This is a genomic window from Synechococcus sp. OH2 (assembly GCF_047462155.1).
Taxonomy (GTDB): domain Bacteria; phylum Cyanobacteriota; class Cyanobacteriia; order Thermostichales; family Thermostichaceae; genus Thermostichus.
This window is the reverse complement of the sequence record NZ_JANSIR010000117.1, coordinates 28,724-49,639: the sequence shown is the minus strand read 5'-3', so window position 1 is coordinate 49,639 and position 20,916 is coordinate 28,724. Positions and strand designations below refer to the sequence as shown.

17 protein-coding genes and 1 pseudogene are annotated in these 20,916 nt (G+C 60.5%); 14 read left to right on the top strand and 4 right to left on the bottom strand.

What is annotated here, in order from left to right; all coding sequences use genetic code 11:
* Positions 1–426: 426 nt before the first annotated feature.
* The 3 genes from NW835_RS12835 to NW835_RS12825 all read left to right on the top strand — a co-directional run bounded on the left by NW835_RS12835 (position 427) and on the right by NW835_RS12825 (position 5,628).
* A complete protein-coding gene (locus tag NW835_RS12835) occupies positions 427–1,944 on the top strand; it encodes a hypothetical protein (protein WP_414415487.1) in 1,518 nt (505 codons plus the stop codon).
* Entirely contained in the window at positions 1,941–4,367 is a 2,427-nt protein-coding gene (gene priA, locus NW835_RS12830; protein WP_414415486.1) for a primosomal protein N', read from the top strand. The genes NW835_RS12835 and priA overlap by 4 nt, the downstream gene beginning before the upstream one ends.
* 172 nt (positions 4,368–4,539) lie before the next feature.
* Positions 4,540–5,628: an isocitrate/isopropylmalate dehydrogenase family protein gene (locus tag NW835_RS12825; RefSeq protein ID WP_414365806.1), complete on the top strand. Its 1,089-nt coding sequence runs from the start codon at positions 4,540–4,542 to the stop codon at positions 5,626–5,628.
* Between the two features lie 25 nt (positions 5,629–5,653).
* Here the strand turns inward: NW835_RS12825 and NW835_RS12820 are convergent, their stop codons facing one another.
* On the bottom strand, positions 5,654–6,580 hold the full coding sequence (locus NW835_RS12820) for a D-isomer specific 2-hydroxyacid dehydrogenase family protein (protein ID WP_414415485.1): 927 nt from the start codon (positions 6,578–6,580) through the stop codon (positions 5,654–5,656).
* A 546-nt stretch (positions 6,581–7,126) separates the two neighbouring features.
* Between NW835_RS12820 and NW835_RS12815 the strand changes: the two genes are divergently transcribed.
* From NW835_RS12815 to queA, 4 genes are all read left to right on the top strand, one after another.
* Positions 7,127–8,263 carry a phosphodiester glycosidase family protein gene (locus NW835_RS12815; protein ID WP_414415484.1) on the top strand — a complete coding sequence of 379 codons (1,137 nt, stop codon included), beginning with the start codon at positions 7,127–7,129 and terminating at the stop codon, positions 8,261–8,263.
* A gap of 1,069 nt (positions 8,264–9,332) precedes the next feature.
* Positions 9,333–9,956, top strand: coding sequence for a cob(I)yrinic acid a,c-diamide adenosyltransferase (locus tag NW835_RS12810; protein ID WP_414366376.1), 624 nt, complete (start codon positions 9,333–9,335; stop codon positions 9,954–9,956).
* Between the two features lie 92 nt (positions 9,957–10,048).
* A complete protein-coding gene (gene dcd / locus NW835_RS12805; protein WP_414366375.1) occupies positions 10,049–10,642 on the top strand; it encodes a dCTP deaminase in 594 nt (197 codons plus the stop codon).
* Between the two features lie 153 nt (positions 10,643–10,795).
* Entirely contained in the window at positions 10,796–11,953 is a 1,158-nt protein-coding gene (queA, locus tag NW835_RS12800) for a tRNA preQ1(34) S-adenosylmethionine ribosyltransferase-isomerase QueA (RefSeq protein WP_414415483.1), read from the top strand.
* 8 nt (positions 11,954–11,961) lie between these two features.
* Here the strand turns inward: queA and NW835_RS12795 are convergent, their stop codons facing one another.
* Both NW835_RS12795 and NW835_RS12790 read right to left on the bottom strand, forming a co-directional pair.
* A complete protein-coding gene (locus NW835_RS12795; RefSeq protein WP_414362684.1) occupies positions 11,962–12,705 on the bottom strand; it encodes an HAD family hydrolase in 744 nt (247 codons plus the stop codon).
* A gap of 41 nt (positions 12,706–12,746) precedes the next feature.
* Complete coding sequence (locus NW835_RS12790) at positions 12,747–13,769, bottom strand: aldo/keto reductase (RefSeq protein ID WP_414415482.1); 1,023 nt, start codon at positions 13,767–13,769, stop codon at positions 12,747–12,749.
* Positions 13,770–13,939: 170 nt separating this feature from the next.
* On the opposite strand from NW835_RS12790, the gene NW835_RS12785 reads away from it, so the two are divergent.
* The 7 genes from NW835_RS12785 to NW835_RS12755 all read left to right on the top strand — a co-directional run bounded on the left by NW835_RS12785 (position 13,940) and on the right by NW835_RS12755 (position 20,645).
* The gene (locus NW835_RS12785; RefSeq protein WP_414399104.1) at positions 13,940–14,449 is read left to right on the top strand and encodes a hypothetical protein; all 510 of its coding nucleotides are present in this window, start codon (positions 13,940–13,942) and stop codon (positions 14,447–14,449) included.
* A 52-nt stretch (positions 14,450–14,501) separates the two neighbouring features.
* Positions 14,502–16,136, top strand: coding sequence for a CTP synthase (locus NW835_RS12780; protein ID WP_414366368.1), 1,635 nt, complete (start codon positions 14,502–14,504; stop codon positions 16,134–16,136).
* 41 nt (positions 16,137–16,177) lie between these two features.
* Positions 16,178–16,345, top strand: coding sequence for a DUF2256 domain-containing protein (locus NW835_RS12775; RefSeq protein WP_414378163.1), 168 nt, complete (start codon positions 16,178–16,180; stop codon positions 16,343–16,345).
* Between the two features lie 40 nt (positions 16,346–16,385).
* Positions 16,386–16,841 (top strand): phosphate-starvation-inducible PsiE family protein, encoded by a 456-nt coding sequence (locus tag NW835_RS12770; RefSeq protein WP_414415503.1) that lies wholly within the window; start codon positions 16,386–16,388, stop codon positions 16,839–16,841.
* A 241-nt stretch (positions 16,842–17,082) separates the two neighbouring features.
* Positions 17,083–17,562, top strand: coding sequence for a peptidylprolyl isomerase (locus NW835_RS12765; RefSeq protein WP_414415502.1), 480 nt, complete (start codon positions 17,083–17,085; stop codon positions 17,560–17,562).
* 110 nt (positions 17,563–17,672) lie between these two features.
* Entirely contained in the window at positions 17,673–18,932 is a 1,260-nt protein-coding gene (gene gvpJ / locus NW835_RS12760) for a gas vesicle protein GvpJ (protein ID WP_414415481.1), read from the top strand.
* Between the two features lie 144 nt (positions 18,933–19,076).
* The gene (locus NW835_RS12755) at positions 19,077–20,645 is read left to right on the top strand and encodes an NAD(P)H-quinone oxidoreductase subunit N (RefSeq protein WP_414415480.1); all 1,569 of its coding nucleotides are present in this window, start codon (positions 19,077–19,079) and stop codon (positions 20,643–20,645) included.
* Positions 20,646–20,801: 156 nt separating this feature from the next.
* Here the strand turns inward: NW835_RS12755 and NW835_RS12750 are convergent.
* A pseudogene (locus tag NW835_RS12750) lies at positions 20,802–20,916 on the bottom strand (photosystem I assembly protein Ycf4); the annotation flags it as partial.

Here is a 20,916-nt window from a genome sequence, read left to right as displayed (position 1 = left end):
AACACCGCCGAATTATATGGTGCCAATAAAAAATGGTGCAAACTATTGGTGGGGGCGGTCTGTAGGGATCTCCAGCAGCGGTAGGGGTGTCGTGGGTGAAGAAAGGGGGCAATCGTGGCAAGCTCTCAAGGCAACCACGGGCCGGAGTTTACCTCTGGGGGGAGGGAGACGTCTTCTCGTCGCGTGCACGCTCCGCGGCGAAAAAACGGCCAAACAGATGTTCCGCTGCCAGCTCAACTCCCTGATGCGGAGCCCCCAAGACGAGAGGTGCGGCCAACAAGCCTCGATGTCACCCCAGGGCGGGCGGAGAGGAATCGGAAAGAGACCTTACAAGATCCATTCCCCAGCTTGAACCCACCGGAAAACTTCTCTATACTGCAGGGAACTTTATCCTGTACCTCCCCATCTTCATCTTCGCTTCAACCTATGCGTGCTTCCTCCTCAGGTGACTCGGATCCTACCTTTCTCGAGGCTCAAGCTGGCCAGTCGGCCAAGGACTCCGTCCCGCTGACGCGAACGGAACCGGATCCCAATCCAGAGCGGCAGTTGGCCCTGAGGCAGCGGCAGCAGTTGGAGTCACGGCTGCTTAAAGTCGAAGCAGAGCTGCAAGAACGGCTTATCCTTCAGGAAAAGCTACAAGCCGAAGTGCAGGCGCTGCGCACTCAACTGGCCGAGAGGGAACTGCAGTCTCGCAAGCAGCAACAGCAGATAGAGCTCTTGCAATTGAAAGCCCAAACGCCTGCAGACGCTGCTTTGGAAGCGGAATGCCGGGTTCTACGCCAGAAGGTGGCTGAGCAAGAAAAGACGCTGCAGGAGCGGGAACACGCCCTGCGCCAGTTGCAACAAACTTTGGCAGAGCAAAAGGTTCAGCTCTCGGAGCAGGAAGTTCAGCTGGCGGCGCGGCAACGCCTCAACGAGCGGCAGCGCCAAGACATCGAAGCCTTACAGGAGCAGATCGAGCAGCTGCGGCTGGCCCATGCCCAGGAGCGCCGTCAGTGGGAACACCGTCAGCAGGAGCTCCAGGCTTCTCTGCTGGAAGCGCAAGACCTGGCGGAAAAACGGGTGGAGATGTTACAGCGTTTCAAGGCAGAGCTTTCGTTGGCCCGCACCCAAATTGCCGAAACCCAGGCGGAGCTGAACAGCCTGCGGGCTCTGTACAACGACCAACAGGCAGCCTGGCAAGAACAGCGGGAACATCTCGAGGCGCGTCTGGCGGGCTATGCCGAGACAGAGGCAGAAGCGGAGCAGCGCTGGCAGGAACAACGTCAGGAATTGGAAGCGGCCCTGGCCGCTGCCCAGGCGCAGCTGGCTGCTTTGCAAGCTCAGCAAGAGCAATGGCGTCACGACTCCCGGGAGCAGCAACAGCAGTGGCAAGCCCAGGTCGAAGCGCTGCAAGCTGCCCTCTCCCAAGCGCAGGCGGAAATTGCCCATTGGCAGCAGGAGCACCGCCGTCTGGAGGAACAGTACGCCCAGGCCCAGCAGCGCCTTGGTGATCTGGAGCAGCGGCTCCAAGCAGCTCTGGCCCAGCTTGCCGACCAACCCACCTGGCAATCGCAATTGCGCTCTGCCCAGATCGCTGTCACCCATCTGCAGGAGCAAACAGAGGCCTTGGAGGGGCAGGTGAGGGCCTTGCAGGCGGAACGCGCCGCCCTCTCCGAAGAAAACCGCTCCCTGAGAGAGAAGTACGAGCAGCAGCAGATGCACCTGCTCAGCCTGAAGACGGCTTTGGAGCGCAAGGGACTAGACATCCCACCTCGCGCTGGTGCAGCGGATCCCAATACTGCCGACATGCCAACACGGTCTGAGTCTCTCGCCTCGCTCCAGGCCGCCAAGCCCAAGTCTGGGCTATGGACTCCGTCCCGCTTACGCGAACAGTCCCGGCCTTTGCCGGCTCGCCCCGATAAGCGGGCAGTGGATCTGCCGCGGTTTTTGCCTCGACCGTGAGGGATCCTGCTCCTCCCCGCTGGCTGGAGGTGTGGGTGGATCATCCCCACTTGGGGGGCTGCTTCACCTATCGCGTGCCAGAGGGATGGGAGCCAGAAGCGGGCGATCTCCTCAGCGTTCCCTTTGGTCCACAGGTGGCGGGGGCGCTGGCGCTGGGTTGGCGCTCGGAGCTGCCGACAGGAGTGGATCCCCAGTCGGTGCGGGAGATTGAAGCGGTGGTGGCCAAAGGGATCCTGCCCAAGGAGTTCTGGCCGCTGCTGCAGCGGGTAGCCGACTACTACCTCACCCCCCTGGCCCAGGTGGTGCGCACTGTTTTGCCGCCGGGCTTGCTGAGCCGCTCCCAGCGGCGAATCCGCCTGGTGGGATCCCCGCACGGGGAATGTTCGCCGGCTGCCCAGGCTCTGCTGCGGCTGCTCCAGGAGAAGGGGGGGGAGCTGTCTTGGCGTTACCTCCAGCAGCAGGTGCCTGGCGCCGAGGTGGCTCTGCGGGAGCTGCAGCGGCGGGGTTGGGTGGAGAGCTTCTGGCAGGAGCAGCAGGGGGGCAGGGTGAAAACCCAACAGGCGGCCACCCTAGTGGAGGACTCGCTGGAGGGGCTGAGCTTGCCCCAGCAGAAGGCGCTGCAGATCCTCAAGCAAAAGGGGGGGGAGCTGCTGCTGGTCGAGTGGGAGCGCCTAGCGGGGGTGAGCCGGTCAGTGTTGCAGAGCCTGGCCCGCAAAGGCCGGGTGCACCTCTACGAGCGACCTCTGCTGCGGCTGGGGGAGGCCGGCCGGCCTGTGGAGAAAGATTGGCCCAAGCCTCTGACACCCGCCCAGGCCGAGGCAGTGGCGGCCATTTGCCAAGCGCTGGGGCAAAACCAACGCTTTCTGCTGCACGGGGTCACCGGCTCCGGCAAGACGGAGGTCTACCTACAAGTCATTGCCCAGGTGCTGCAGCAGGGGCGGTCGGCCTTGGTGCTGGTGCCGGAGATTGGCCTTACCCCGCAACTGACGGATCGCTTTCGGGCGCGGCTGGGATCCCGCGTGTGGACTTACCACAGCGGCCTCTCGGCAGGGGAGCGCTACGACCTCTGGCGGCAAATGTTGGTCTCTGCTCCCCAGGTGGTGATCGGCACCCGCTCGGCGGTGTTTGCCCCTTTGGCCAATCTCGGCCTGATTGTTTTGGACGAGGAGCACGATGACAGCTTCAAGCAGGATCAGCCCCAGCCCTGTTACCACGCCCGTCAGGTGGCGGAGTGGCGGGCCGAGCTGGCCAACTGTCCCTTGGTTTTGGGCAGCGCCACACCGGCGGTGGAAACCTACGCCGCCCACCTGCAGGATCCGCAGCGCTGGGTTCGCCTCTCTTTGCCGCAGCGCATCCCCCAGGCGGGGATCCCGGCCACCCTGCCCGAGGTGGAGCTGGTGGACATGCGCCAGGAACTTCAGGCCGGTAACCGCAGCATTCTCAGCCGCCGCCTGCAACAAGCTCTGCAGGAGACGCTGGACAGGGGGGAACAGGCCATCCTCTTTGTTCCCCGCCGCGGCTACAGCACCTTTGTCCTCTGTCGCAGTTGCGGCTTTGTCCTCACCTGCGCCCATTGCGATGTCTCCCTCACCTTTCACGTGGAGGGCGGGCAAGAGCTGCGCTGTCACTACTGCGGCGCCCGCCAACCCCACCCCCAGCGCTGCCCTGCCTGTGGCTCGCCCTACCTCAAGCACTTCGGCACTGGCACCCAGAAGGTGGTGGAGGTGCTGCAGCAGCACTGGCCGCAGCTAGGGATCCTGCGCTACGACAGCGACGCCACTCGCCGCAAGGGATCCCATCGGGACTTGCTGGAGCAGTTTCGCAGTGGCCAAGCGCAGGTGCTGGTGGGCACCCAGATGCTTACCAAGGGGCTGGATATGCCCCAGGTGACGCTGGTGGGGGTGATGGCCGCCGACGGGCTGTTGCACCAACCTGACTACCGCGCTGGCGAGCGCACCTTTCAGCTCCTGACCCAGGTGGCGGGCCGCTCAGGACGGGGATCCTTGCCAGGCCAGGCGATCATCCAGACCTACCTGCCAGAGCACCCGATCCTAGCAGCGGTGCTGGCCCACGACTACGAAGGGTTTTTGCAAGCCGAGCTGCGCCAACGCCAGGAAGGGGGCTATCCCCCCTATCGGGCTTTGATTTTAATTCGCCTAAGCAGCACCCGCCTGGAAGCGCTAGAGCGCTATTGCGAGCGGGTGGCCACACGTCTGCAAGGGATCCCGGCGGAGGTGTTGGGGCCAGGGCCGGCCCAAGTGGAGCGGGTTGCCGGCCGCTACCGCTGGCAGATCCTGCTCAAACAACTTCCCGATCAGCCCTGGGATCGCGCCCGGATCGATGCCCACCTGCACAGCGCCCTTGGACACCTCCCTCAAGGGATCCGCGTCAGTCTCGATGTGGATCCGCTGCGGATTCTCTAGGGGTGGCAGTTCTGGAGAGGCATTGAGTTTGCCCTGACGCCTGATGGCTCCAACCTGTTCTATAGTCGTTTAAGCTTCGTTTCAGCTTAGGGATCCCCAACGGGCTTGAAGTCCGGCGTTAGGCGGGATCCCGGTCAGGCTACCAGTTTCAATCCTGGGAGGAGAAGGATTTGTGGCCTATCGTGTAACGTTGATCCCCGGCGATGGCATCGGCCCGGAAGTAACCAAGGCGATGACCACGGTTTTGGAGGCCACCGGGGTTGAGTTGGAGTGGATCCCGGTGGAGGCGGGAGTAGAGGTAATCGAAAAGTACGGCACCCCTCTGCCGCCGCAGGTGCTGGAGTCGATCCGAGAAACCAAGCTGGCCATCAAAGGGCCCATCGGCACCCCCGTGGGCACCGGCTTTCGCTCGGTGAATGTGGCCATCCGCAAAGAGCTAGACCTCTACGCCAACCTGCGTCCGGCCAAGTCCATCCCTGGCGTCAAAAGCCCTTTTCCAGACGTGGATTTGGTGGTGGTGCGGGAAAACACCGAGGATCTCTACGCTGGGATTGAGTTCGAGCGAGGCACCCCCGAAGCAGCCCACGCTCGCGAAGAGATGATGCGTCTTTCCGGCAAGTTCATCCGCGAGGGATCTGCTCTTGGCATCAAACCCATCTCAGAGTTTGGCAGCCGCCGCATTGTCAAGTTTGCTTTTGAATATGCCCGCCAAAACGGCCGCAAAAAGGTAACGGCCGTTCACAAAGCCAACATCATGAAGTTTACCGACGGCCTGTTTTTGCAGGTGGCGCGGGAGGTGGCCCAGGAGTACCCCGACATCGAGTTTGAAGATCGCATCGTGGACAACATGTGTATGCAATTGATGCAGAAGCCGCAGCTCTACGATGTGCTGGTGCTCACCAACCTTTACGGGGACATCATCTCCGACTTGTGCGCCGGCATGATCGGCGGGCTGGGGGTGGCGCCAGGGGCCAACATCGGGGATGGCATTGCGGTTTTTGAGGCCATCCACGGCTCGGCGCCCAAGTATGCCGGCCAAAACAAGGTCAACCCCTCTGCCCTTATCCTCTCCGGGGCCATGATGCTGCGCTACCTGGGCGAGCGGGAAGCCGCCGCGAGGGTAGAAGCGGCAGTGCGGTCGGTCATTGCCGAAGGCAAATACGTCACCTATGACCTGGCGCAAGGGGATCCCGTCGGCACGCAAGAGATGGCTGAGGCCATCGCCGCTCGCGTGCAAGAGATGGCCCCCCGCGAGTCCTAGCTCCCCTCTCTCAAGGGGTGAGGGCTCAATAGCCCAAAACCGGATCCACCACCCCCAGCAAAGGTTCCCCCAGCCGAAAGCGGCGCACATTTTCCCGCACCCGCTCGGACAAGGCCGGGACAATCATGGCATCGGTAATGGCTGTGTGGGGGGTAATGAGGCAATTGGGCAAGCTCCAGAGGGGATGCCCAGCCGGCAAGGGCTCAGGATCCGTGACATCCAAGGCGGCCCCGCGAATCACCCCCTGTTGCAGAGCGGCCACCAAGTCGGGGGTCACGATGTGTTTGCCTCTTGCCACATTCACCAGCCAACACTGGGATCCCATCTGCTCCAGCTCCCGCCGGCCGATGATCCCCTCTGTTTCCGGGGTGAGGGCCAAGGCCAGGATCACCACATCTGCCCCTGCCAGCACCGCCTGCCGCTCTGCCAGCGTCACCACCCGGCTGGCTCCTGGCAAGGGATCCGCCCTGCGCCGCACCACGTCAACGGAGCACCGGAAAGGCTGTAACAACTGGATCAGCGCCTGGGCAATGCCCCCCGCCCCGAAGATGACTACGCGGCTGCCCCAGAGGCTGGTGCCGGATCCCGGCTGCCAAGTCTGGGCCAAAGCGCGGATCTTCAGATCCCGCAGGCCGGCCAAGGTGAGGGCCAGGGCATGTTCGGCCACCGCCTGAGCGTACACCCCCTTACCGCAGGTCCACACATAGGCGGGATCCAAAACCCCTGCCTGGGCAAAAGGTTCCACTCCTGCCCAGGGTAATTGCACCCAGCGGATCCCCTTTCCTTCGGCAAGACACTGCTTGAGCTTGGGCACGTCAAAGGCATCTGCCCACACCAGCGCCTCCGCTTCGGCCAGCGGCACCAGCTCGCCACCCCCTGCCAAAACGGCCTCTTGCAGCCAAGGACGCAGATCCCCAGGTTCGACGGCAATACGCCTGCCTTGGATGCCCATCGGAGCGCTTGAAGAAGACTTTCCCTTTGCCAGGATATCGCCGGCAGAAGGGGAAAAGCCTCAAAAGCCGCCCTCGGCTGCAACTGTTAAAGGATCCCAAAGGGAGGATGGGAAGGACTGCCGGAATTGCTAGGTTGGGGACTAGTGCCCTCGGTTGTTGTTCTTTGTGCTGTCATGAGCCTTTCTGAGTTTTTAACCTTGGTGCTGCTGCTCTTTCCGGGCATTTTGCTCTCTTTAATTTTGATGGCCACCTTTGCCGCCGGCGGATAGGAGCTATCACCAGTGTCGTCGGCTGGAGGAGTAGTCGTTATCAAATAGCAAAATCAAATAGCAAAAAAAACGTTTCTCTACGTTGTTATTGCTATACAACGCTGTCGCGAACGCACCACCCTAACTCCCCTCTCCCTCTGGGAGAGGGGCCGGGGGTGGTCGCCTATAGCGGCCTGGAGCGCTCAGGTGAGTGGCAAAGTGTCTTAATCTGGTTTGAAGCGACTTAGCTCCAAGAGGCTAGAGCAACAACGAGAGGGGCTGGTGAAGAGGGTTGCTTTGCCTAAAACCTTGGCCGCTGTGGGAGCGACTCTCCTCCTGCTCAACAGCCCGGTTGCCTCTGCCCAGACGCTCCTCGACTGGCAGCCTGTGCGGGTGGTGCAGGGGATCCCTTTGTACCAAGAGGAAGTCTGGATTGGGGACGATCGGATCCCGGTTGCCATCGTGGTCATTTCCCTTACAGCGGGCCAACTGCGCCCCATCTGGGCCAATCCTGCCAGTTTGGTGGGTCTGGGGGAGCTGTCTTCCTTTGGCCCTGAACAGGGAGCCGTGGCGGCCATCAACGGCGGTTTTTTCAATCGCAACACCCGCCAGCCGCTGGGAGCCATTCGTCGGGATGGCCGCTGGATCTCCAGCCCCATCTTAGGCCGTGGGGTCATCGCTTGGTCGGATGGGACGGCAGGGCAATCCGTGCGCTTTGCCCGTTTGCAGATGCAGGCAGAGCTGCGCAACGACCTTGGGGATCGGATCCCGCTGGTGGGCATCAACAGTGGCTACATCCTGCCCGGAGTTGCCCAGTACACCCCTGATTGGGGATCCACCTACACCACCCAAACGGATGGTGAAATGCTCCTGATGGTGCGGCAGGATCAGGTGCAAGACATTCTGCCGGCAGGCCTGGCCGGTAGTTTGACGGTGCCGATCCCTCCCAACGGCTACGTATTGGCAGCGCGGGGTCTGGAAGGTGCCCTGGAAGCCGGCAAACTGATCGCGGGGGATCGCCTCAAGTTGAGCTGGACTGTGGATCCGCCAGAGCTGGCCGCCTACCCCCACATGCTAGGGGCAGGGCCGCTCTTGCTCTTGGACGGCCAAGTGGTTCTGGATGCCCAATTAGAGGGATTTCAACCCCTCTTCCGCCGCCAACGGGCTGCCCGCAGTGCTGTCGGTCAACTGGACAACGGACATTTGCTGTGGGTGACCGCCGGCAATGCCCAGGAAAACCAAGGGCTCACCCTGCTGGAGATGGCGCAGTTGATGCAGCAATTGGGCTGTCGCCATGCCCTGAACTTGGATGGGGGCAATGCTTCCACCTTGGTGCTGGGGGGAGAAACCGTCAATTTGCAACACCGACACCCAGAACAACGCACACCCCGAGTTCACAACGGCCTAGGGTTTTTCCCCAGTCCAAGTCGGTGATGGAGAACCGAAGCCCACCTTTTCTAGCGGCGGGACAGAGAAAAGTCCTTTCCAGGGATCGAGAGTGGGATCCCCAGGCTTCCTGGCTGCTTGAATGAGGGATCAGGCTTACTCTAGGTTTGCATCTACCCTCGGCAGGAGAAGACTTCTCAAGAACAAAGATCTCCCCTCACCCCCAGAGGAAGGACTCGGCTCCAGTTGCACAACGGGATCCCGCCAATCTCAGAACCCAAGGCTCTAGAGCTTGTATAGGTTAGCCTTACGTGGGATCCAAACTGAATGGCCAATGCCTATTTCTCGTGATAGAAATAGAGATTAAACTGAGAACAAAAAATTAGCCTTGAGATCGACCAGAAAAATAATTGAAGAGATAACTTGGCGAAAAATAGTTCCAGGATATAGAGGTTACATAATTCTTTGCGTCCCTTCTCAAAAAATATCGTTGATAAGTTATTTTTGATGAAGGCAATTAATGGATTTGCATTTCGTCGCTTTCGAAGTTAGAAACTAAGTTTAAGTTTTTGGACTTGCAGTCACACTTTTTCCAAAGTGAAGTCGAGACAACATGGGGGGCTCTCCGGCTCCTAGCCGAATAGATCCCCCGCTGGGCAAGGCTTTTGAGATGAGCAGAGCTTCGCCGCCATCTGGTGGCCAGGCCGCCGATATCGGTATTCCTGTTTGCAAGAGCTCATCTCATTCGGAAAACATTGATTCCTTGCTTGCATTTTTATAAGATACTTTTGTGCTTAAGTAAAATACCTCTACACTCAGATTTTTGTTTGGACTTGAACGTTAATTAAGATTTTGTTCAAAAGCTTTTCTTTTGGGCTCCTGCCTCTTGTGCCAAAAAGCTAGGATGGGCAAGGATTGTGTTTTCTGTCACTCTATTTGAGAAGATTTGTATGCCGGCCAGAAGCAAAACCAACTCGTTGACGGATACGCACAGGTGGTGTTTCATGGAATCCATAGCCAATGCTCTCCACCACTTGTAGGCCCTGTGAACCTAGGGCCTAGTTCCTTAACCCACTTGCGAGATCAAGCCGTGGTTTGCACTGCCTCTCCGAATCCTATGCCCTCCCCCAAGGATGCTGTTCCTGCGGCCCGGGTTAAGCAGCCTGCCGCTCACGACCGTTTCCTGCAGAGGGATGGAGCCTTCTCCACCCAGTTGATCCCCCAGGGATCCCTGCAGCTCTACACCCATCCCAGCCGGGGTATGTTCACGCCTGTGATGGCTCAGGCGCTGCGCTTGGCTGGCCAGGGGACGCGGGTGTTGATCGTGCAATTTCTCAAGGGTGGGATCAACCAGGGGCCAGAAAATCGTCTTTTGCTGGGCAGCTCTCTGGAGTGGGCCCGCTGTCGTCTGCACCGCTGCATCGATACGCCTCACCTGGAGCCAGAGGAGCGGCGGGCTCTGGATGAGCTGTGGCAATTTACCCAGGAGGCGGTCAGGAGTGGCCGTTATGGCTTGGTGGTGCTGGACGAGTTGGGCCTGGCCATCAGGCTGGGCTTGATCCCGGAGGCGCAGGTGCTGGATTTGATCGATCAGCGCCCAGTCTGGATGGACATAGTCATCACCGGGCCAGAGATGCCGGATTCTCTCCTGGAACGCGCAGATCTGATCACCCAGCTACGCCAACGGCGGGATCCAGTCCTCACTCCTCCTTCTCCAGAGGGCGGCCCCCGCCGAGAATAGATCCCTCGCGGGTCAGCAGCTCTTAGCTTTGCCATCAGTGACTGCGCTCTCTTTCCCAAACTCTCTGGCCTGTCGGGCAGCCTGTTGCAGCCATGTTAAAAAACGACCGCTGGATCTACGAGCAAGCGCAGCGGGGGATGATCGAGCCATTTTGCCCTGAGCTGGTGCGTCGCGTGGAGTGGAACGGCCAGACGCGGCCCGTCTTGAGCTATGGGCTCTCTTCCTACGGCTACGACATTCGCCTGTCGCCAGTGGAGTTCAAGATCTTCCGCCACGTGCCCGGCACAGTGGTGGATCCCAAGCGGTTTAACCCCAAGAACCTGGAGGCGGTGGAGCTGCACCACGATGAGATGGGGGATTACTTCATCATTCCTGCCCACTCCTACGGGCTGGGTGTCTCCCTAGAACGGCTGCAAGTTCCGGACAACATCACTGTCATCTGCATCGGCAAGTCCTCCTATGCACGGGTAGGGCTGATTGCCAATCTGACCCCAGCCGAGGCGGGGTGGCGGGGCTATCTCACCCTGGAGTTCTCCAACGCTTCTAGCGCCGACTGCCGCGTGTATGCCAATGAAGGGGTGGTGCAGCTTCTCTTCTTGGAAGGGGATCCCTGCCAGACTACCTACGCCGACCGCCAGGGCAAGTACCAAGATCAGCCGCAGCAGGTGGTGGTGGCCAAGGTTTAGTTGACTTGCTTCCCTCTCGGCAGAGAAGGGGATAAGACCACGGTAAAACCCGGCGGATGGGCAAGGGGGAGCCCAGGGGGCTATACTGAATGGCTGGGGATCCCCTTTTAACCTGTTGCGGTAGTAGTGCAGAGCTCTTTAAACGATCCTTCTTTGGCGGCTACTTCTCCTGGCAGCCCCGGTGAGCATAATCCAGATTGGCTTACCGCTTCCTACGATTACATCCTTCCTCCCGACCGGATTGCCCAAACCCCTGTGGAGCCGCGGGATCAGGCGCGGATGCTGGTGGTGTACCCAGATAGGCATGAGCACCGCCGCTTCTGCGACCTGCCTGACTACCTGCAAGCCGGAGATCTCTTGGTTCTCAACGACACCAAGGTGATCCCGGCCCGGCTGTGGGGAGCCAAGGTCTTGCCGGAAAAAGACTCTTTTGGGGCACGGGTAGAGGTTTTGCTGCTGGAGCCTGAGTTGCCAGGGATCCCAGCTAACACCTTCCAGCAGGAGCAGATCTGGCGGGTCTTGGTTAGACCAGGCAAGCGGGTCAAGGTGGGGGATCAGATCCGGTTTTGGGATCAGCAGGGATCCCCGGCGGAACTGATGGGCACGGTACTTGCTGTGGATGCGGAGACTGGTGGCCGGGTGATGCGGTTTACCTGGGAAGGAGCGGATCCGTTTGAGAAGATCTTGGAGCGGGTGGGGCGGATCCCGCTTCCCCCTTACATCAAGGCTGCCCACACCCTTAATCCGGCGGAGGCGGGAGTCCGACCTGAAGACTATCAAACTGTTTGGGCTAGGCAGCCAGGCTCGGTGGCCGCCCCCACCGCCGGGCTGCACTTTACCCCCCAGCTCTTGGAGCGCCTGGCCCAAAAGGGGATCCAAACCGCCTTCATCACCCTGAACATTGGCCTAGGCACCTTCCGCCCCGTGGAGGCAGAACGAGTCACTGACCACCACTTGCACAGCGAGTGGCTCAAGGTGCCGGCGGAAACAGTAGCTGCCGTTCGGGCAGCCCAAGCGCAGGGAAGGCGGATGATTGCCGTGGGAACAACCGTAGTGCGGGCGCTGGAAACGGCAGCCCTCTCCGGCACCCTGCAGCCCTGGCAGGGGAAGAGCGACCTCTTCATCTACCCTGGCTACTGCTGGCGGGTGGTGCAGGGCCTAATCACCAACTTCCACCTGCCCCGCTCCAGCCTAATGATGTTGGTGGCAGCGCTGATTGGGCGGCAGAGGCTACTGGATCTCTACCAAGAGGCTATTGAGCAGGGCTATCGCTTCTATTCCTTTGGGGACGGCATGCTGATCCTGCCCTAAGGGGATCGTCAGGCGGCTTGGGCAGGCCGGTCTTGGCCAGTGGCAAACCACCTCTGTAGGCGCTCCCATTCCACTTGGGGGTAGCCATCCACTGCCCAGTTGGCCCGCCGCTGCAGCATGTGCAAAGGAAAGAAAGTGGCCAGGGCCAAGACCGGGATCCCTTGGGAGCGAGCTGCTTGCATGCCGGCGTAGGTGGCTTCAAAGCTCAGGCACTCCTGAGGGGAGAGCCCCATCCGCTCTAGGAGCAGACGGTGCAGCTGCCCTGAACCCAGGTCGGGATCCATCTCCTCGCCGGTCACACGGTACCGGAAATGGTCGGTCAGCCGGGCCAGGAGCGGACAGGGGAAGCGTTCTAGAAAAGCCTCCACCTCAGCAGCAGCGTGGCCGCTCACTAGGCCCACCTTGAGCTGCAGCCGCTCCAGCCTCTCTAGAGTCTCCACCAAGCCGGGGACAAGAAGGGATCCCTTCTGCTCCTGCAACGCCTGCCGGTAGTACAGGGCCTTGCGGTGCAGCAACTCTTCTCGCTGCTTGGGGCTGAGCACCCGTCCCTGGGCTTGCCAAAGGGCGGGCAGGCGCTCCCGATCGGATCGGCCTAGGTAGTGCAGCCGGTAGAGCTCCTTTTGGGCAGGGGATCCTAGATCCCAGGGACGCAAGTTCTCCTCCAGCAGCACCTGGTTGATGGCGGAGAGGTGCAGCCCCTCATCGTCGGCCACTATGCCGCTCCAGCTTAGGATCACCCCTTGCAGCGCCATAGGAGAACCTCTTCCGCCCTTCTCTTGCTTGATCCTTAGGATCACTCTGAACAATTCCGAGAAGCTGGGATCCCTGCGCGGGCAGGAGGAGCCATGAAGCTGGGGGGAATGGATTCGGGGACGTGCCTATGCAGGATCTCGTCGATGGCCTGCCTTGCCTCCGCCTCCAGCGACCAGCCCCAAACTCCGGCTAGGTCATCCAACTGCTGGCGTTTGCGCGCTCCCCACAGGATTGCACTCACTCCCGGCTGATCCAAGAGCCAGCGCACCGCCAACTGAGGCAGGGTTTTGCCGTAGCGCTCCCGTGCCAGCTGGCTCAGCTCTTCTACTGCTTGTAAGTACTGGGAGTAGCGAGGTTCCACGAACTTGGGATCGATGCCGCCGCGCAGATCTCCAGGCGGAGACTTGGTTTGGGGCGTCAGCCGTCCCCCCAACAGTCCCCGGCAGAGGGGGCTGTAGATCAGCGTAGCAATGCCGTTAGCCCGACAGTAGGGCAGAACGTCCGCTTCAATCTGGCGCTCAAACAGGTTATAGGGCGGCTGGACGGTGTGCAGGGGAGCCACCTGGCGAAAGCGCTCCATCTGCTGAGGAGAAAAGTTGCTCACCCCAATGGCACGGATCTTGCCCTCCTGCAGCAGGCGGTAGAAAAAGGCGGCCGTTTCCTCCAAAGGTTCTAGGGGATCTGGCCAATGCACCTGGTAGATGTCAATCACCTCCGTCTGCAGGCGGCAAAGGGAGTTTTCCAGATCCTGAGCTAGCCAACTTAGGCTGCAGTTGCGCACCACCTTGCCGTTAGTCCACTGCAGGCCGGCCTTGGTGGCAATGACCACGCGATCCCGGCAGCCGGCATCCCGGATGGCCCGTCCCAAAAGCCTTTCCGAAAGGCCGCGGCCATAGGCCGGGGCTGTGTCAAAGAGGGTAATACCTAGGTCAATAGCCTTGCGGAGGGTGGCATAGGCCTCCTCAGGGTCTGCTGGCCCCCACCAATCCCCGGTCATGCTCCAGGTGCCCAGCCCCACGCGGCTAAGTTTTAGACCTGTCTCGGCAAGCGTGACAAACTCCATGGCAACTTCTGTAAAGAGGATCCGGTTTCAGGATGCTAACAGGCGCCGGGAGAAGACAAAGCCGGTTGCGCCTAGCTGCTGGTGGAAAAGGAGGCTGGGCTTTTGCCTCTACTTTTCTAACTAGAGGCTCAGTAGAGTGGGGATTGAAAAATTCCCACCGGAATGGCCCGATGAAGTCCATTTTCCCTCTCTGCCTGGCCGGGGGCAGCGTTCTGATCTGGGGATCTCTGCTGTCTGCGCAGGCACAGGTGATCACGCCCCTTTTTCCAGAAACTTCCCGAACTCCTATCCCGCTGCCCCCCAGCCAGGATATTCCCACCTTGCCGATTGTGCCGGATCCCCGGCCTGTACCGACGACATCCCCCCGGCCAAGGCCGCTGCCGACGGGGACTTTTGAGGAGATTAGCCGCTACTTCCGCGATCTCAACCGGGCCAAGAACTTAGCCCGCCAAGCGGCTGAAATTGCCAACGGGGGCTTGCAGCGCTACCGCGCTGAGGCCTCTATGCACGGGGCAGCCATCGATGCACCGTTTGAAGAGTTCGCAGATGCCTGGATCTTCACCTTCCGAGGCGGCGAGCCTGGCTTTACTCAGCCCAGCATCGAAACCCAGGTGCGGGTGGATCGGCGCACCTTCCAGACCACCATCCTCTACAACGGCCCCATCCGTTCTCTGCGCTAATGGGATCCCCGCCATCCCTGGCATAATCAAAAGAGGGCAAGGGATGCGGGAGATGACCAAGTTTGTCTTCATCACTGGCGGAGTGGTCTCCAGCATTGGCAAGGGGATTGTGGCGGCCAGCCTGGGGCGTCTGCTCAAGTCCCGCAACTACACTGTGTCGATTTTAAAGCTGGATCCCTACATCAACGTGGATCCCGGCACCATGAGCCCCTACCAGCATGGGGAAGTGTTCGTCACCGACGACGGCGCCGAGACCGACTTGGACTTGGGCCACTACGAGCGCTTCACCGACACCAACATGTCCAAGCTCAACAACGTTACCACCGGCGCCATTTACCAGGCGGTGATCTACAAGGAGCGGCGGGGCGACTACCAGGGCAGCACAGTGCAGGTGATCCCGCATGTTACGCAGGAGATCAAGGAGCGCATCCGGCGGGTGGCCCGCGAGACCAACCCCGACGTGGTGCTGGTGGAGGTGGGGGGCACGGTGGGGGACATCGAGTCGCTGCCCTTCTTGGAGGCCATCCGCCAATTTCGCAAAGACGTGGGCCGAGCCAACGTGGCCTACGTGCACGTGACCCTGGTGCCTCTCATCAGGGCGGCGGGGGAAATGAAAACCAAGCCCACCCAGCACTCGGTCAAGGAGCTGCGCTCGATCGGGATTCAGCCGGACGTGCTGGTGTGCCGCTGCGAGCAGCCCCTGCCCCGCGGCCTCAAGGAGAAGATCTCTGAGTTTTGCGACGTGCCGGTGGAATGTGTCATCCAGGCCCAGGATGCCCCCAGCATCTACGATGTGCCTTTGGTGCTGGAGCAAGAGGGTTTGGCCCAGCGGGTTTTGCAGATCCTCAACTTGGATCCGCAGCAGCCGGATCTGCGCGAGTGGGAGCTCTTGGTGCAGCGGCTGCACCACCCTCAAGAGCGGGTAGAAATTGCCATTGTCGGCAAATACGTGCGCCTCACCGATGCCTACCTCTCAGTGGCGGAAGCCCTGCGCCATGCAGGCCTGGCCCTCAATGCCGGCGTTACCTTGCGCTGGATCTCTTCTGAAGAAGTTGAGGAGCGGGGGCCGGCAGCCCTGCTGGCCGGTGTGGACGGCGTGGTGGTGCCGGGGGGGTTTGGTAGCCGCGGCATCGAGGGTAAGGTAGCCACCATCCGCTACGTGCGCGAGCAAGGCATCCCCTTCCTAGGGCTGTGCCTGGGCATGCAGTGTGCGGTGATCGACTGGGGATGCCACATTGCCGGTCTAGAGCGGGCCAACAGCTACGAGTTTGATCCCGACACCCCCCACCCCGTCATTAGCCTGTTGCCAGAGCAGAAAGATGTGGAGCACTTGGGGGGAACCCTGCGCCTGGGCCTCTACCCCTGCCGCATTCTGCCTGACACCCTGGCGGCCAAGCTCTACGGCGAGGCCATCATCTACGAGCGCCACCGCCATCGCTACGAGTTCAACAACGCCTACCGCAGCCTGTTCTTGGACTCCGGCTACGTCATCAGCGGCGTCTCGCCCGATAACCGCCTGGTGGAAATCATTGAGCTGCCCAGCCACCCCTTTTTCATTGCCACCCAGTTCCATCCCGAGTTTCGCTCCCGCCCCAATCGCCCCCATCCCCTCTTTTTGGGGCTGATTGAAGCCGCCCTGCGCAGCCGTTCCCGGCCGCAAGCCTTGCAGTTGCAGAACACAGGCTAGGGCATTGGGGTTGATTCAAGAGTTGTCGTTTCCAGCGCGCTATGCCCCGCCACCGGAAGAAGTCGGATTTGCCAAGCAAAATCTGCCTCACCTGCGGCAGGCCCTTTACCTGGCGCAAGAAGTGGGCCGACTGCTGGTCGGAGGTGAAATACTGTTCTGAGCGGTGTCGCAACCATCGCTCCAAGGGATCTCTTCCGGCTGATGCCTAGGGCGGATACTGGGATCCTGACGGAGGGGGAAGGGTTGTCGATGCGGTTTCTCAAGTGGTTGCTGCACAATCCCCACGAAGCGGAGGAGGAGGATCCCTTTCTGCGGGCCATTACCCGCCTAGAAAGTCTGATCTCGAAGCTGCTTTCCATCTTGATGATCGGGCTGATTGGGGTGGCCGTGGTGGATTTGGCCCGCTTCCTGGTGGCTGATCTGCTGCAGGAGCCGACTGGCTTTTTCTCTACCACTTTGATCGAGATCTTCGGCCTCTTTTTAAATGTTTTGATTGCGCTGGAGATTCTGGAGAACATTACCGCCTACTTGCAAAAGCAGGTGGTGCAGGTAGAGCTGGTGATTGTGACTTCTTTGATCGCAGTGGCGCGCAAGATCATTATTTTCGATTTTGAGAAGCTGGGGGGCCTGGATCTCATTGGGCTGGCAGCGGCGACGCTAGCCCTCTCCATCAGCTACTGGCTGGTGCGACGAGCCAAGCCTTGATCCCTGTCGAGCGAAGGGCGGGCCTGGACAAATCCTGATAGGATAGGGGCGGAGCTTTCTGGCAAGAGAGATGCGCGTGCCCTCGGGGGTTGCCCACCTGTTGAAGCTAGCTGTGCTGGCGGTGCTGCTTTGGGTGGGATCTGGCTTTCTTCCCGCTCTGGCCCGTCCGCATTCTTCTTACGATTTGCTCCTAGCACAACAGTTGGGCAAAACCGTGAAAACCTACAACAGTCCTCCGCCAATGGTCATCGACCCGGCCAAGTCCTACACGGCCACGCTGGAGACCACCGCCGGCACGATGGTTCTGGAGCTGTTCCCGCAGGAAGCTCCCTTTGCTGTCAACAATTTTGTCTTCTTGGCCCGGGATCATTTCTACGACGGCGTCATCTTTCACCGGGTCATTCGGGGCTTCATGATTCAGGGCGGGGATCCCACTGGCACAGGTCGGGGTGGGCCAGGCTACCGCTTTCCCGATGAGCCAGTGCGGCGCCCCTACACGCGAGGGACTTTGGCCATGGCCAATGCTGGCCCCAACACCAATGGCAGCCAGTTCTTCATCATGCATGCCGACTACCCGCTGCCTCCTCACTACACCATCTTTGGACAACTGATCGAGGGGGAAGAGGTGTTGGATAAAATTGCCACGGCGCCCACGGGCCCTCAGGATCGCCCCTTGAACCCGGTTGTGATCAAGTCTGTTCGCATCTCGGAATCAGACTAGGTTGGGCCAATCCGGCGAAACAGTTTGGTTAAATTAACTTGGCCTCTGGCCCCATTTTTGCAACTTGCTCTATGGGGGACTCAGTTATGGAGTTCGCTAGGCCCCGGCGAATGTCCCCCCGCATTCTAGTTCTGGATTTTGATGGTGTGCTCTGCGACGGACGGTCGGAGTACTTTGCTTCTTCCTGTCGAGTTTGTAGTCAGGTGTGGGGTTTGGCCCCTGCCCAGTTGGAGCCATTGCGCCCTGCCTTCGACCGCCTGCGACCCCTAATCGAGATTGGCTGGGAGATGCCTCTGCTGCTGTGGGGGCTACAGCAAGGGATCGCCGAAGAGGACTTGCGCCAAGACTGGCCCGGCTGGCGGCAGCGGTTGTTGCAGCAGGCGGGGGTTTCCGAGCGGGCTTTGGCCCAAGCTCTGGATGAGGTGCGGGATCGCTGGCTGGCAGAGGATCTCCAGGGCTGGCTGGGGCTGCACCGCTTTTATCCAGGGGTAACGGCCTGGATGCGCCAGATCCAGGCTGCCGGCGAGCCGCGCCTGGCCATTCTCAGTACCAAAGAGGGGCGGTTTATCCAGCAGCTTTTGCTCCGCGAAGGGATCCAACTGCCACGCCACCGCATCCTGGGCAAGGAGGTGCCCGCCCCCAAGGCCACCACCCTCCAGCGGCTGCTAGCAGCGACCCAGGTAGCGCCTGAGGAACTCTGGTTTGTCGAGGATCGCCTGCAGACGCTGCGCCAGGTGCAGAGCGTACCGGAACTGGAGCAGGTGCTCTTGTTTTTAGCCGAATGGGGCTACAACCTGCCCGAGGAGCGGGAAGCGGCCGCTCGGGATCCCCGTCTCCATTTGCTCAGCCTAGAACAGTTTTGCCAGCCCTTTGAGCAGTGGTTGGCCCTGCCTGTTCCTTCCCCTCGCCTTGCTGTCAGCCCGGCCAGCCCGGAAGACTTCACCCCTACCCGGAAACGCCCGGAAGCCGGTTTGGCCTCGCTGGTGCTGACCTTGGTGGAGCTGCTGCGGCAGTTGATGGAAGCTCAGGTGGTACGCCAGATGGAAGCCAATCGCCTCTCTGCAGAGCAAATTGAGCGGGCCGGCAGCAGCCTGCAAGCCCTGCGAGAGCAAATTCGGCAACTCTGCGCCCTGCTGGAGATCGACCCAGCGGATCTCAACCTGGACTTGGGAGATCTGGGCTCTCTCTTGCCCCGCCAGGGGGACTACTACCCCGGCCAACCCCACGGCGAGGGATCCCTGCTGGAACTCCTGGATCGGCTGATTAACACCGGGATTGTTATCGACGGCGAGATCGACCTGGGCTTGGCGGACTTGGATCTCATCCATGCCCGCCTAAAACTGGTGCTCACCTCTAGTGCCAAGCTCTAGCGGGGCTGTGATCAAGAGTGGCCTGAGCATTGAGAGTCTTGATTGAGATGATTGGGAGAAGCCATGCCTGAAGCGAGAAGAGAACCCAGAAATCGCGGTATGCTGGCTTTGAATCCCGTTAATCTCTCTTCATAGTCTTCTCCTATGGATGTCTTCGCCCCAACCGGAAACCTGCATGCCGACGCCATTTGGCCAGAGGTGGTGGTCACCCTCACGCTGTTGATTGTCTTGGTGGTGGATCTGGTGGGTGGGTCGGCGGCGCGCAAAAGTCTGCCGGCCCTCTCCCTCTTCGGCTTGATCGGAGCCTTGGTGACCTTGGTGTTGCAATGGCAGCAGCCCCAGTTGGAGAGCTTCTTGGGCAGCTTTGCCGCGGATCCAATTAGCATTCTCTTCCGCGGCCTGGTGGTGGCAACGGCAGCTCTGACGGTGATGATGGCGGAGCGCTACATCGCCCAGGCGGGGACACCCACCGGCGAGTTTTATGTGTTGCTCCTCACCGCCACCTTGGGGGGCATGTTCCTCGCCGGGGCGACGGATTTAATCATGGTGTTCGTCTCCTTGGAAACGCTGGGCATTGCCAGCTACCTGATGGCCGGCTACACCAAGAGGGATCCGCGTTCTTCCGAAGCGGCCCTGAAGTATCTCTTGACCGGTGCTAGCAGCACGGCCATCTTCCTCTACGGCATGTCGCTGCTCTACGGCCTGTCGGGGGGGCAGACCCAATTGGCGGCGATCGCGCCCTACCTGGCCAATGCCGGCTTGGCAGGGATCCTTGCCTTGGTGCTCTGCATTGCGGGTATCGGCTTTAAGTTGGCGGCGGTGCCCTTCCACCAGTGGACGCCTGACGTCTATGAGGGATCCCCGACGCCGGTGGTGGCCTTTTTGTCGGTGGGATCCAAAGCGGCAGGTTTTGCCCTGGCCATTCGCTTTTTGGCTACCGTCTTCCCGGCCATGACGGAAGAGTGGCGGGCGGTGCTTTCGGTGTTGGCCATTTTGACCATGGTGCTGGGGAATGTGGTGGCCATCGCCCAAACCCGCCTCAAACGACTGCTGGCCTATTCTTCCATTGGGCAGGCGGGGTTTGTCTTGATTGGGTTGGTGGCGGGCACCGAAGCGGGCTATGCCAGCTTGATTTTTTACCTGATGGTCTATTTGGCCATGAACCTGGGAGCCTTTCTCTGCGTCACCCTGTTCAGCCTCAAGACCGGCACCGACGAAATCAACGAGTACAGCGGCCTCTATCAGAAGGATCCCTTCCTCACCCTTTGCCTGAGCATTTGTCTACTCTCTCTGGGCGGGTTGCCGCCGCTGGCGGGCTTTTTCGGCAAGCTCTATCTTTTCTGGGCCGGCTGGCAGGCAGGGGCTTACACGCTGGTGCTGGTGGGCTTGGTGACCAGTGTCATCTCCATCTACTACTACGTGCGGGTGGTGAAAACCATGGTGGTAAAAGAGCCGCAGGAGATGTCGCTTTCGGTGCAAAACTACCCTGAGACGAACTGGCAGGCCGAAGGCATGCCGGCTTTGCGGGTGGGCATGGTGCTAACGCTGGTGGCCACGATCTTTGCCGGGATCCTCTCCAATCCGCTCTTTACTCTCTCCACCCAGGCGGTGGAGCAAAGCCCGTTTTTGGGGTTCCCGACAGCCCAGGCTTTTGCTCCAGAGGCGACCAGCCCTTCTCTGACAGTTGCGGGACGAGTCCTAGACCTTTCTTGAGCACTCTGCAAGGCAGGGATCCCTCACCCCCAACCCCTCTCCCTTCGGGAGAGGGGAGTTTACTTGGACAATTGACCCGATGTTGTTGAGCCGGTTTCTGGGCTATCTCAATTCCTGGGATCCCTGACCAGCAGCCGTCCACAATCCAAGAGAATTTCAAATACCCTCTAGGCTGACATTGAGAAAGCGGGCAATCTCGGCTGCTTGGTTTTCGATCTCCGTTAGGGAAGGGGGCTGGCCAACGCCGGTGAGGGGGATGTCGCCGCGTCCT